Origin of the sequence: Kaistella sp., assembly GCF_032060305.1 — a bacterium.
GTDB lineage: Bacteria > Bacteroidota > Bacteroidia > Flavobacteriales > Weeksellaceae > Kaistella > Kaistella yananensis.
Genome location: NZ_DAMBHK010000009.1, coordinates 29,627 through 42,157 on the forward strand (window position 1 = coordinate 29,627; position 12,531 = coordinate 42,157).

General features: G+C 39.2%; 11 protein-coding genes, 1 tRNA gene and 2 pseudogenes. 8 read left to right on the forward strand and 6 right to left on the reverse strand.

Annotated elements, in window-relative coordinates; all coding sequences use genetic code 11:
* A pseudogene (locus V5N63_RS02360) lies at positions 1-721 on the forward strand (hypothetical protein); the annotation flags it as partial.
* A 24-nt stretch (positions 722-745) separates the two neighbouring features.
* Positions 746-2,146: an OmpP1/FadL family transporter gene (locus V5N63_RS02365; RefSeq protein ID WP_332032645.1), complete on the forward strand. Its 1,401-nt coding sequence runs from the start codon at positions 746-748 to the stop codon at positions 2,144-2,146.
* Between the two features lie 63 nt (positions 2,147-2,209).
* On the opposite strand, the gene V5N63_RS02370 is transcribed toward V5N63_RS02365, so the two are convergent.
* Both V5N63_RS02370 and V5N63_RS02375 read right to left on the reverse strand, forming a co-directional pair.
* Entirely contained in the window at positions 2,210-2,902 is a 693-nt protein-coding gene (locus V5N63_RS02370) for a ZIP family metal transporter (protein ID WP_332032647.1), read from the reverse strand.
* 62 nt (positions 2,903-2,964) lie between these two features.
* Positions 2,965-3,702, reverse strand: a complete 738-nt coding sequence (locus V5N63_RS02375; RefSeq protein WP_332032649.1) for a class I SAM-dependent methyltransferase — start codon at positions 3,700-3,702, stop codon at positions 2,965-2,967.
* 133 nt (positions 3,703-3,835) lie between these two features.
* Here V5N63_RS02375 and V5N63_RS02380 point away from each other — a divergent pair, with 133 nt between their 5' ends.
* From V5N63_RS02380 to prmA, 3 genes are all read left to right on the forward strand, one after another.
* Positions 3,836-4,999: a THUMP domain-containing class I SAM-dependent RNA methyltransferase gene (locus V5N63_RS02380; RefSeq protein WP_332032651.1), complete on the forward strand. Its 1,164-nt coding sequence runs from the start codon at positions 3,836-3,838 to the stop codon at positions 4,997-4,999.
* Positions 5,000-5,036: 37 nt separating this feature from the next.
* Positions 5,037-6,077 carry a glycosyltransferase gene (locus V5N63_RS02385; protein ID WP_442905770.1) on the forward strand — a complete coding sequence of 347 codons (1,041 nt, stop codon included), beginning with the start codon at positions 5,037-5,039 and terminating at the stop codon, positions 6,075-6,077.
* Positions 6,078-6,224: 147 nt separating this feature from the next.
* A complete protein-coding gene (gene prmA, locus V5N63_RS02390) occupies positions 6,225-7,052 on the forward strand; it encodes a 50S ribosomal protein L11 methyltransferase (RefSeq protein ID WP_332032653.1) in 828 nt (275 codons plus the stop codon).
* 26 nt (positions 7,053-7,078) lie between these two features.
* On the opposite strand, the gene V5N63_RS02395 is transcribed toward prmA, so the two are convergent.
* Positions 7,079-7,152: transfer RNA gene (locus V5N63_RS02395), tRNA-Arg, on the reverse strand.
* 46 nt (positions 7,153-7,198) lie between these two features.
* Here V5N63_RS02395 and V5N63_RS02400 point away from each other — a divergent pair.
* From V5N63_RS02400 to V5N63_RS02410, 3 genes are read left to right on the forward strand one after another with little or no spacing between them, the layout of a single operon-like run.
* Positions 7,199-8,245: an ABC transporter substrate-binding protein gene (locus tag V5N63_RS02400; RefSeq protein ID WP_332032655.1), complete on the forward strand. Its 1,047-nt coding sequence runs from the start codon at positions 7,199-7,201 to the stop codon at positions 8,243-8,245.
* A 41-nt stretch (positions 8,246-8,286) separates the two neighbouring features.
* A complete protein-coding gene (gene mtgA / locus V5N63_RS02405; protein WP_332032657.1) occupies positions 8,287-8,931 on the forward strand; it encodes a monofunctional biosynthetic peptidoglycan transglycosylase in 645 nt (214 codons plus the stop codon).
* 18 nt (positions 8,932-8,949) lie between these two features.
* Positions 8,950-10,983 (forward strand): recombinase, encoded by a 2,034-nt coding sequence (locus V5N63_RS02410; RefSeq protein WP_332032659.1) that lies wholly within the window; start codon positions 8,950-8,952, stop codon positions 10,981-10,983.
* On the opposite strand, the gene V5N63_RS02415 is transcribed toward V5N63_RS02410, so the two are convergent.
* From V5N63_RS02415 to V5N63_RS02425, 3 genes and pseudogenes are all read right to left on the reverse strand, one after another.
* Positions 10,961-11,254 carry a hypothetical protein gene (locus V5N63_RS02415; RefSeq protein ID WP_332032661.1) on the reverse strand — a complete coding sequence of 98 codons (294 nt, stop codon included), beginning with the start codon at positions 11,252-11,254 and terminating at the stop codon, positions 10,961-10,963. The two genes, V5N63_RS02410 and V5N63_RS02415, sit on opposite strands and share 23 nt — an antisense overlap.
* Entirely contained in the window at positions 11,251-12,336 is a 1,086-nt protein-coding gene (gene recF / locus V5N63_RS02420; RefSeq protein ID WP_332032663.1) for a DNA replication/repair protein RecF, read from the reverse strand. Before recF ends, V5N63_RS02415 begins: the two co-directional genes overlap by 4 nt.
* A 3-nt stretch (positions 12,337-12,339) precedes the next feature.
* Positions 12,340-12,531, reverse strand: a pseudogene (locus tag V5N63_RS02425) (hypothetical protein); the annotation flags it as partial.

Genomic DNA, 12,531 nt, shown 5'->3' on the forward strand with positions numbered 1-12,531 from the left:
TTCTGAAAACAGAAATGAAAGCTGGAAAGACCAGAATTCCGATTGGGGCAATTATACAGGTACCGATATTTTCTATAATGATACCTGGGGTTCCCCTTACGGAATGTACTCCGGTTGGGGACTGAATTTCGGTTTCGGATCGTATTGGGGTTACGGAGGTTACTACAGCCCGTGGGGAATGGGATATAATCCGTGGTACGGTTACTACAGCCCATGGTATGGTTACTACAGCCCTTACTACGGCTATTATAATCCTTATTACGGATACAGCCCGTACGGCTATTATTCTCCTTATGGATATGGATACGGAATGGGATATAACAGCTATAATGGCGGATTTACCTATAAAAGAAGCGGTGCAGACGGTGGTTTCAGGAATACTTTAAAAAATTCTAATCCAAGTTCCACCAACAGAACTAATAATTATAATTCCGGGTTCCGAAACGATACGCCAAGAATGAATTCTACACAACCCAACAATCCGAGATATAACCAGCCTGAAAATAGTACTCAGCCACGATTGAGAGCAACTCCAAGGCATGATTCAAGTCCAAGACAGACTACTCCGAGACAAAGCTCTCCAAGCTATAGTGAGCCGAGAATCAGAAGCAATTCAAATGACGGGGGCTTCCGTTCAGGAAGCAGCGGTGGCGGATTCAACAGCGGTTCATCCAATACAAGTTCAGGATCAACCCGGTCAGGCGGCGGTTTCAGAAGATAACTTAAAAAAAACTCATATTTTAAAATGATTAAAAATTCTTTAATAGTTTTAAGCCTTTCTGCTGCATATTTTGTAAATGCGCAGGATGTTTCAACCCTTAGAAACACAGTTGAAGTGTATTCAAACAGCTCACTGAACGGTTCATCAAAATACAATGCTATGGCAGGTTCTATGGGAGCATTGGGAGGAGATTTTTCTACACTTACTTCTAACCCTGCGGGTATTGGTGTGAGTATCGCCAGTGAATTTTCGGGAACATTAGGGATAGAAGCAAATAAAAATACCACATCTTACGCAGGAAAATCTGCAGATTTCAAGGTCAATAATACTGATTTAGGAAATGTTGGAGGTGTGGCCGTTTTTCCTGTGAGCGGCTCTACGCCATGGAAATTTGTGAATGTAGGTGTTAACTATTCGAATCAGTCGATTGAGAATTACTCCGAAACTCCCGGAAACAGCAATCTCATATATGAAATCAGAGATGCAGACAATGTGCTCGTTGATGAGCTTGCATTTGCCGGCCACGCTTATAACCGATACGGTAATCTTTCCAAAACGAGTATCGGTGTTGGAGGAAATTATGACAACAGACTGTATGTAGGTGCCGGATTGAATTTCCACAACTCGGTGCTCGATCAGTATGACTCCGCAGCTTTTACAGACAATACCAATGTAACTGATGTTTATGACAAACAGTATACTCCTTTTTCGGAGTCTGCCAACGGTTTCTCGGCTTCTGTAGGAGTAATCGGTAAGATTAATCCACAGTTCAGATTAGGTGCTTCAATCGAAACACCCACATGGTGGAGCATTGCAAGAGTTTACAGCGAATATGAAAATCCAGTAGACGGAACGTATACGGAAGACCGCAGACTTTCTTCACCTATGAAAGCAACTTTCAGTGCAGCGTACGTACCCAACAAAAATTTCGCTATCAACGTAGATTACTCTTTGGGACTTACAAAACCTAAATATAAAGTGTATGGCGATGCTGAAACGGAATTGAACAGCTTTTTTGATCAAAACTCTAAAAATCTGTCAGAGGTAAAAGTAGGTGCAGAATACCGTATTGCTGCTTTCAGAGTGAGAGGAGGTTACGGATTTGCGTCAAGTCCATTTGATTCGATGTCGATCAGTACATTATCGGATACCGGAACATCAGCAAATACATCTTACGACAATTTGATTTTAGGAAAAAGAAATACTGTGGGTGCTGGGATTGGTTATGATTTCAAATCATTCTTTATCGATGCGGCTTACCAGAATGTAAATTCAGAATACAGCAGCCCGTTTTTACGGGGTTCTGCAGCAACTAATACGGGATATTTTTCAAACAATTATATTGTTGAATCTGATGCGTCAGTAGTTTCAAACGTAAAAAATACTAAAGATAATTTCTTTATAACACTAGGCTGGAAATTCTAAATTTCCGGAATTAAGTGAAATAATGATGGGAGGCTTCGGAGAAATCCGGAGCCTTTTTATTTATTAATGATCATGGAACAAATGTCCCACCAGCGCTAAAATTACACCGCAAATCACCATGAGAATTTTCCACCAGTCAATATTATGATTTTTGCTGCTTTCGAAGATTATAACCGAGGAAATGTGAAGAAAGATTCCGCCTACCAGGGCCAGAAAATAGACTTTAAAATCGAGGTTAAAATAATTTCCGGTAATTAATCCCAGAGGTGACGCAATTGCAAAAAAGGCAATGATCAGCCAGGAAGTCGTCGTAAATTTCTGTTTCTGAATCAGAAATGCGCCCAAAACAAAGGAAATCGGAAGGTTGTGAAAAAGAATTCCCATTAAATAAGGATTGAAAACATCGGTTTCGTTTGCAAGCGGAATTCCTTCCAAAAAGGCATGAATAAACATCCCGACCATAAGTGCTACCGGTAGAATGTTTTTCTCTTCGTGATGATGGTGAAAATGGCCGTGCTCGAATCCTTTTGTGAGATTTTCAAGCAGCATTTGCAAAAGCACTCCGGCGATTACAAAAATACCGATGTTGGAATTTCCTTCGGCATACACTTCCGGGAAAACATCATTAAGACAGATGGTAATTAGAAAACCGGCACTTAAAATCAAGAGATTTTTTGCAAATTTCTGTTTCCCACCAAAATATTTTCCGAGAAATACGCCGGCCAGAACACTTAATATTAAAAGAAAAATAATCATGAATCTTTCTGATTGTGGTTTGTGATAAAATTACCGCTAAAAATTTTTAGTTCGAAATCTTTTTAAAGTTTTCTGAAAACGTTAATACAACGCGGAGAAGTATCCCGATCGAAAGTTCCGAGATTATAATCTCCGAAAATTTTTTCCCTTTCAAATCCAAATTCCGCGGCATAAGAACCAATCTCTTCCAAAGTGTGAAGTTTCACCTTTTCGAAAAAGTGGAAATCCTCGCCCTGATCTTTAAAAACAATATCTTTTATAACATGTTGGTCTTCGATTCTTTTGGAAATATGAAAATCGATGTTGCCTTTTGTGGTTACCGCTTCCGCGACCAAAGTATTTTTTACCCACTGCTCGTTCAGGAAATCGAGAACGAAAAATCCCTTATCTTCCAGTACATCAGCAACAGATCTAAAGACTTTTTTGTCATCATCTTCACTTTCGAAATATCCGAAACTTGTAAAAAGATTACAAACTGCGTCAACTTTCATCTTCGAGATTTCCGGATAAATGGGATCCCGCATATCATGAACCTTAAACTTTAAAGTTTCGTTTTCGAAAATTTTGTTCTGTGAAATACTTTCTTCAGAAAGATCGAGTCCTAAAACATCAAAACCCATTTTATTAAGAAAAACCGAATGCCGGCCTTTTCCGCAGGCTAAATCAATAATTTTTGAATGTTTCGGGATCTGCAAATCGTTGATTAGCAGCGATATGAAATTTTCTGCTTCTTCGAAATTTCTGTCCTTGTAAAGAATATGATAATAAGGGGTATTAAACCACGTTTCAAACCATGCCATTGTGCAAAAATAACTAAATTTGCATTTCTTAAACTACAAATCATAAAAGATTTCTCTTAAAAGGCAAATGCAGAATATCAAATGCCCAGGAATCATTACCAATCAACTTTAGGGTTTAGATACCCAGACTCATATGAATACAGAAAACTTACAGATACAGATTAAAACTTTTTTCGGACTCGAAGAAGTGTTGGCAGAAGAAATTAAAAAACTGGGCGGCAAGAACGTTGAGATCAAAAACCGCGCGGTAAACTGCGAAGGCGATCTGGGTTTTCTTTACAAGATTAATTATTCTGCCAGAACTGCGCTCAAAATAATGATTCCGGTGCTTACTTTCAAAGCCTGGGACGAAAGCCGCTTCTACGATAAGCTTTTTGCCTTCCCGTGGGATGACTATATGAATGTTGACCAAACCTTTGCCATCGATGCCACGGTATATTCGGACCGGTTCCGCCATTCGCAGTTCATGTCCCAGAAAATGAAGGACGCGATTGTCGATTATTTCAAATTTCATCACCGCAAAAGACCAAATGTGGATGTTCAGGATCCGGATATTAAATTCCACCTGCATATCGACAGGGAATTGGTAACGATTTCATTGGATTCTTGTGGAGATCCGCTTTTTAAAAGAGGTTACCGTAAAGAACAAGGCGAAGCGCCTATTAATGAAGTGTTGGCCAGTGGAATGTTACAGCTTGCAGGCTGGGACGGAAAAGGTAACTTTCTGGACCCCATGTGCGGATCGGGAACGATTCTTATTGAAGCGGCGATGATCGCGATGGATTTGCCGGCACAGATTTTCAGAAAGAAATTCGCTTTCCAGAACTGGAAAAATTATGATGCAGAACTTTTCCAGAAAATAAAAGTAGTAAGAATCAACCGAATCAAAGAATTCACAGGTAAAATTGTCGGGTATGATTTAGATTCTCAAATGTTGAACGCGGCTCATCTCAACATAGAAGCAGCCGAAATGGAAGATGTAATTGAAGTGAAAAGGCAGGATTTCTTCGAGTCCAAAAAAGAATTATTCCCATTGATGATGGTTTTCAATCCGCCTTATGATGAGCGAATTGAAATTCAGGATAATGAATTTTACAAGAAAATCGGTGATACTTTCAAGAAAAATTATCCAAATACTTTGGCGTGGTTTATCTCTTCAGACCTTGATGCGGCCAAAAAAGTCGGTTTAAGACCTTCCCGAAGAATTAAACTTTTCAACGGAAAATTAGAATGCCGTTTCCTACAGTTTGAAATGTATGAAGGAACGAAGAAAATTCATAAACTGGAAGGAAAATAATAGGTAATAAGTTGATGTGGTAATTTGATTATTAAAATTGTCCGATACCACGTTCACAAATCAGCACATCATCACATTGAATTCAATCTCAATCATCATCGCCATTTATAACCGGAAAGACGAACTTTTCGAGCTGCTCAATTCATTGTCTCATCAAACAGATAAAGATTTTGAAATCATCATTGTTGATGATGGTTCCAAGATTGATCTGCGGCCAACGACCACACTTTTTAAGGAAAGTTTAAATATAGAGTTTTTCCGAAAAGACAATTCCGGTCCGGGTTTGTCGAGGAATTATGGTGCCAGAAGAGCCAAGAACGACTGGCTTGTTTTTGTAGATTCGGACGTGATTGTCGAAAAAAATTACATCGAGAACATCAAAAAAAATATTACGGAAATTCCCTGCGATGCATTTGGTGGTGCCGACAAAGCCCACAAAGGTTTCAATCTGATGCAGAAGGCGATTTCCTATTCCATGACCTCGGTTTTTACCACCGGCGGAATTCGCGGAAACAAGAAAGCGGTCACCAAGTTTCAGCCCCGCAGTTTCAACATGGGCGTGAAAAAGTCTGCCTTCGAAACTGTTGGCGGATTTTCAGAAATGCGGATTGGCGAAGATCCGGATCTCTCGATGACGCTTTGGGAAAACGGTTTTACAACAGCCTTTTTCGATAATATTGGGGTTTACCATAAACGGCGCGTCGATTTCGGGAAATTCTCAAAACAGGTCTACCAATTCGGTTGCGCGAGACCTATTCTTAACCAGCGTCACCCGAAATATGTGAAGATTTCGTTTGCATTTCCCTCAGTTTTTCTCATCGGTTACATTTTGGGTTTTATTGAATACTTTCTCTTTCAGAAAGGACTTTTCCTTACGATGTACGGGTTGTACACCGTGCTTGTGTTTTTTCATGCGCTGTATAAGACCAAAAATATCAGCATCGCTTCATTTGCGGTAATTTCCACCTATATCCAGATGTTTTCTTACGGTTATGGCTTTCTGAAATCGTGGATTCTGCTCAATATTTTCCGTCAGAAACCGGAGGATGCATTTCCTTCTCATTTTCACAGGAATTAATTTGGGCGCACATTTCCGGCTTTCACTACTCGCTTTTTTCCGGCGGCGGCGAAGCCGCCGCCGGAAAAAGAGCTCAAACATGCCGTTCAATCCGGGGCGCAGTTCCCTTATCAATAGAAAAATAGTTATTTTTACAAAAAATTCACCATGAACAATTATTTAGAATTCAACTTCACGATATCGCCGCTTCAGCCCTGGAACGAAATCCTGATGGCAGAACTCATTGAAATCGGTTTCGACAGTTTTACGGAGGAACACGAGGGAATTCTGGCCTATATTCAGAAAAACCTTTTTGATGAAAAGCAACTTCAGGAAATCAGTATGTTTTCCAATGAAGCTGTAGAAATTTTCTACACTTACCGCGAAATGCCCAATATCAACTGGAATGAAGAGTGGGAGAAGAATTTCGAGCCGATTAATGTAGAAAATCAGGTGTCGATCCGGGCAGAATTTCACGAAAACCAAAATCTTCCACACGAAATCATCATTCAGCCGAAAATGTCCTTTGGAACGGGTCATCACGCAACGACCTATCTCATGATTCAGCAGATGCTCGATATGGATTTAGAGAACAAAACCGTGCTCGATATGGGCTGCGGAACTTCCGTTCTCGCGATTTTCGCCAAGCAGAAAGGTGCCGGAAAAACCGTTGCTATCGATATTGACGAATGGTCGGTAGAGAATTCAAAAGAAAATGCAGCAAGAAACAATGTAGAACTTGATATTTTCCAAGGAACTGCGGATAATTTGGGTGCCGAAAATTTCGATATTATTCTGGCGAATATCAACCGGAATATCCTTATTTCAGATATCCCGACTTATGTTTCAGTTTTAAATAACGGCGGACAGCTCGTGCTTTCCGGATTATGTTTCTTTGATGTTGATGATATCATGGAGGTTTGTAATGAACAAAAACTCACGTTAAAAAGAAAACTGCAGCGCGAAGAATGGGTTTCCCTGCTTCTGGAAAAATAAAAACCCTGCTTAATGCAGGGTTTTTGTGACCTCGACAGGATTCAAACCTGTAACCTTCTGAGCCGTAATCAGATGCGCTATTCAGTTGCGCCACGAGGCCTTTTTTTAGGTCTGCAAATATAACACTTTTTTATTCCTTTCAAAAAATGAAACGTACTTTTTTTGCATTTTTATTTCTATTTCTGCTTTTGTCGTGTAAAAAGGAGGAAAAATATACGCTTAACGACTGGCAAAAAATTTCGGAAAATGTCGCATTCAAAAGTGTCGGCGATTTTGTAAAGTTAAAATCGGGTAAATTTAATTACAATATTCCTGTTTCGAAACTGCCTTTTAAAAAAGTAATGTTGCTTAATGCAAGTCTGGTAGGGTACTTTACAGAATTGAGTTTAGAAGATAAAATCATCGGAATCTCCAGTCCGGAATATGTTTATTCGGAGAAAATTCATAGTCTCATTTCAGAGGGAAAAATTCAGAACATCGGAAACGAGCAGAAATATGATATCGAAAAAATTATCGCATTAAAACCCGACGCGGTCTTTACGAATTATATTGCAAGTTTCGATAATACCTACGATCTCATTAGAAAAAACGGAATCGAAATTATTTTTCTAGATGAATATTTGGAGCAGAATCCTTTGGAAAAATCCAAATATCTTATGGTTTTCGGAAGACTTTTAGGGCCCGAAGAAGCTTCAGTTGTGCGTTTTAACGAGATTCAGAGTTCCTATGATTCACTGAAAGCTTTGGCACAAAAAGGACAGTACAAACCTGTTGTTCTTGCCAATGAAATGTACGGAAACCAATGGTTCTTACCCGGCGGAAAAACAAATTTAGCAACCCTGATTGCAGATGCAAATGCAGATTACCTTAATGCTCAAAACAGTGATTCCAAGGCGGTTCCTTTAAGTTTTGAAGAGGTTTTCGCTAAGTCGCAGAACGCTGAATTTTGGGTGAATGTGGGAAACCATAAGACAAAGAAAGAACTATTGCAGATCAACCCGAATTACGCGAAAATGAATGTTTTCAACAACGGAAAACTCTACACTGTATCAGGAAAAGAGAAAGCAAAATCCAATGACTTTTTCGAAAGCGGTGTGGTGCGCGCAGATTTAATCCTGAAAGATTACATTAAAATCTTCCACCCCGAGCTGCTGCCCAATTATAATTTAACATACCTGAAAGCGCTTAAATAATTTATATTTCTATTTTTGCAGGCTATTATCTGTACTAAAATATGTGGAAGAAAATCAAAAAACTGTTTTTTATCTTAATCCTCGCCAACATTCTGTTCATTGTTTGGGGAAAATTCTTTAATCCGCCCATTACGTTTACCCAAATCGGAGGTTTGTTGGAGTACGGAAAACTTAAAAGAGATTATATTTCCTACGATGAAATGGGAACCCATGTGAAAAAAGCGGTGATCGCATCAGAAGATCAGGCATTTTTCAGCCATAACGGTTTCGATTATAAGGCGATTAAAAAAGCGATGAAACATAACGAACAGGGCAAAAAACTGCGGGGCGGAAGCACCATTTCCCAGCAAACCGCCAAAAATGTTTTTCTCTGGCAGGGCCGCAGCTGGATCCGTAAAGGGTTGGAAGCTGTTTATACATTTATTATTGAGCTGGTGTGGAGCAAAGATATCATCCTTGAGCGTTATCTGAATTCTATTGAAATGGGGCGCGGTGTTTTCGGTGTAGAAGCAGCTTCCGAATATTATTTCAACAAAAACGCAAAAGACCTTACCAAAAGTGAAGCCGCGTGGATTGCCGCGATTCTGCCGAACCCGAAGAAATACGATCCCAAAAATCCATCGGCCTATCTTAAGCGAAAACACAGCTGGATCATGCGTCAGATGAATAACGTCAATTTGAAATAAATTATCTTTGTAGGCAATATGTCTTTATACAAAAGAAATAAAACAGGTTTTACCACCGTACTTTCCAAATATTTCAGTTTCCGGAACGAGACGAAATCTTTGGAACCTCTTTCTGAACTGCTGATGAATCTCCGCGGATCTGATTTTGGCGAAATTCTTGATTTTCTGCGTACCAATCCGGATGTCACAGAGAATTTCGGGTACTATATCAACCATCTTTTCGAAGGCAAACCCTTTAATCTTTCCCTTACAGAAGCTAATATTTTATCTGAAAACGCTTTTTTTCCGGAATTCAAAAAAAGACTCCTGAACAAAATTCTGCCTGCAGTAGAACACGAAAATACGGTATGGTTTCTGGTCGATGCGATTTCGGTAAGAACGGGCAAAGACCTACAGTACTTCCAAAGTATCCCGGAGGAACAGCTCACCGAATTTTTCCAGCTGCTAAGGATCGATGATATAATCATCCGTCCTAAGGTGAAAAATGAGTTGCTTTTTTCCATGAATATTCTTGCCTGGCGCGTCATCGGAAATGCAATGGACGTGGAAGTGGTAAATATGGCGCCGGAATACCGCAAATTCGATAATCCTTTTCTGGCCCTACAGAATGAACTCGACCGCCTGAATGAAAATTTCGCTGAAAATCCTGAGTTTATCCTGAATTCCAAAGACGTACATTATAAGCAGATTAAAGTGTATCTCGAGCAATGTCTTGATTTTGTGACTTTAGCCTTTAAAAACTCAGCGAAATACGGAATATCGAGTAAAATTAACCAGTCGCTGCTCAAGATCAGGCAGCAGCTGAACCGCATGAGCGATATTCATCAGGTGATGGTGATTGATGAGGAAGATGATGTGGTGCGTAAATCTAAACAGCTGTTTTTCAATATCCTGAATTATAAATCTCACAAGAATAACCTGCTGGATTTGGTTTCTGATAGCACCCGGCTGATGTCGCACCTAATTACCAACCATACGGCAGAAACAGGAACGCATTATATCACCAATTCCCGTCGGGATTATATGAGCATGTTCCTGAAAGCCAGTGGCGGCGGAATTATCGTGGGCTGTCTGGTGGTATTAAAGCTTTTTTACGGATCACTTCCGGGCAGCGATTTTTCTCACGGAATCTTATACGCCTTTAATTACGCGATGGGATTCATTATGATTTATCTGATGAGTTTTACTTTAGCCACAAAACAGCCGGCAATGACGGCCGCAACCATGGCCAAAGTACTTTCTGAAGGCGAAAATACCCAGAAAAATTATGTGGATTTTGCGCATCTTGTTTCTAAAGTTTTCCGTTCTCAGTTTATCGCATTTATGGGAAATGTGGCGCTGGCTTTTCCTGTAGCGCTTGCCATTATTTACGGTCTTGATGTGCTTTTTCAACAAAATTTTGCAGCAGAAAAAGCCTCAAACATACTTCAGGATCACGATCCTTTCAAATCCAAAGCTATTTTCCATGCGTGTATTGCAGGTTTTTTCCTTTTCATTTCGGGAATTATTTCGGGAAATATCGGAAACAGTTCGGTGTTTTACCATATTCCAAAAAGAATTGCCAAAAATCCTTTTCTGAATTATTTTCTTGGCAAAAAATCAGCGCAAAATATTTCAGACTATTACGCAAAAAACGCCGCCGGAATTATTTCGAACTTCTGGTTTGGGGTGTTCCTTGGAATTACCGGTCCTGTTGGCCTTTTTCTGGGTCTGGATCTGGACATCCGACACATTACATTTGCTGCCGGAAATATCGCACTGGGTTTTTATGGAAAAGGATTTGAGGTGGATACCTATACCGTAGTGATTTCTGTGATCACCGTATTTTTGATTGGATTCTTTAATTTTGCGGTGAGTTTCGGACTTTCCATGGTTCTGGCTTTCCGGTCCCGAAAAGTAAATTTTGGGGAAGTGACTGAAATTTATAAAGAAATTTTCAGGTATTTTATGAAAAATCCTTTACAGTTCTTCCTGCCCATCCGTTCAGAACTCGACAGCAGCGCAAAGGAAATGGTAGAAAATACGGTAGCTACGAAATCTGAAGATCGCTGATATTTTCTTCGCCGAATCTCTCTTTAAATTTATTCAGGAAGAAGGTTTTACGCATCCGGAAATCATTTTTAAGCAGTGGCGATTTAATGCGGATTTCTAAAATTTTCCTGTTCAGATTTACAGATTCAATTTCGCTGAACAGGGCGTCATTAAGATATTCATGCAGAAAATCCTTGATTTCAAAAGCAAGCAGCTTATCCTCAAAACCATAAATTCGGGCAAAGGATTTCACCAGTTCGGATGACTGAAATTCGCGTTTTTTCTTTCTCATGGTTCAATTTCAAAAATTCTGCTTTCTTCATTAATTTTTTTCACCACTTTTTCCGTACGTTCCCTGTTCGTGTCGGTGATAAAAATCTGGCCGAAATGCTCCTGGTTAACAAGTTCTATTAATTGTGAAACCCGCGTGTCATCTAGTTTATCAAAAATATCATCCAGCAGAAGAATCGGTGTTTTTCCCGTAAGTTCTTTAATTCTGTTCATCTGTGATAGTTTTAGTGCGATTAAAAAAGATTTCTGCTGTCCCTGGCTTCCGATTTTTTTTAGCGAATTACCATTCATTTCAAAAATAAGATCATCTTTATGAATGCCTTTCGAGGTATAAGTAAGCATCCGGTCTTTTTCGCTATTGTGGTGCAGAAGATTCTCGAAACTGTTCTCCTGTAAATCTGAGTGGTAATTTACCGATACTTTTTCGTTCCCGTTCGAAATTATTTCGTAATAATTCTGAATCAGCGGCACGATGGAGTCTGTAAACTGTTGTCTTTTTTCAAAAATCCGCGTTCCGAATTTAATTAAAGGTTCATTGTAAATCTCCAGATTTTCGGCATCAAAATACCTGTTTTTAGCAAAGCTTTTTAATAAGGCATTTCGCTGCTGCACGGTTTTTTGATATTGAATTAAACTGAATAGATATTCCGAATCGGTTTGCGAAATCATCGAATCTAAAAACTTTCTTCGACTTTCCCCGGAATCAGAAATCAAATTGGCATCATAGGGCGAGATAATCACACTTGGCAAAAATCCGATGTGATCGGCAATTCTATCGTACGATTTATCATTTTTTTTAATGGTTTTTTTAGATTCCTTCGGAAGCTGAATTTTCAATATATTTTCCTTTTCACCATCGAAAATTTCACCCTCAATAGTAAAGAAATCTTCGCCCGTTTTAATATTATTCAGATCCGTGTTGCCTAAAAAGCTTTTCGCCACGGAAAGGTAATGCAACGCATCGAGCACATTGGTTTTTCCCGCACCGTTGTTTCCTACAAAGCAATTGATTTGCGAAGAAAATTCAAAAAATTTCTCGGAATGATTTTTAAAATTGATTAAATGAAGTTTTTGGATAACCATTCGTCAAAAATACTTCATTAAAATCAGAAATAAAAGTGGCAAGCCGGAACACGTTTCCACACCGAACGAAAAGTAAGCATCCGGCTTTTGAGTTTCAGAAAAATAAATAAAAATAAAAGTTACCACTGTAGTCAGGAAATAGGAAACCGAAAAATCTGTTTTTAAAACAAATGTTGCGATTACAACACTTGCAAA

Coding starts and splice junctions, on each gene's coding strand:
- V5N63_RS02380 (WP_332032651.1), top strand. CDS start 3,836: ATGAATACAGAAAACTTACAGATACAGATTAAAACTTTTTTCGGACTC.
- mtgA (WP_332032657.1), top strand. CDS start 8,287: ATGTGGAAGAAAATCAAAAAACTGTTTTTTATCTTAATCCTCGCCAAC.
- V5N63_RS02400 (WP_332032655.1), top strand. CDS start 7,199: ATGAAACGTACTTTTTTTGCATTTTTATTTCTATTTCTGCTTTTGTCG.
- V5N63_RS02415 (WP_332032661.1), bottom strand. CDS start 11,254: ATGAGAAAGAAAAAACGCGAATTTCAGTCATCCGAACTGGTGAAATCC.
- V5N63_RS02365 (WP_332032645.1), top strand. CDS start 746: ATGATTAAAAATTCTTTAATAGTTTTAAGCCTTTCTGCTGCATATTTT.
- V5N63_RS02375 (WP_332032649.1), bottom strand. CDS start 3,702: ATGGCATGGTTTGAAACGTGGTTTAATACCCCTTATTATCATATTCTT.
- recF (WP_332032663.1), bottom strand. CDS start 12,336: ATGGTTATCCAAAAACTTCATTTAATCAATTTTAAAAATCATTCCGAG.
- prmA (WP_332032653.1), top strand. CDS start 6,225: ATGAACAATTATTTAGAATTCAACTTCACGATATCGCCGCTTCAGCCC.
- V5N63_RS02370 (WP_332032647.1), bottom strand. CDS start 2,902: ATGATTATTTTTCTTTTAATATTAAGTGTTCTGGCCGGCGTATTTCTC.
- V5N63_RS02410 (WP_332032659.1), top strand. CDS start 8,950: ATGTCTTTATACAAAAGAAATAAAACAGGTTTTACCACCGTACTTTCC.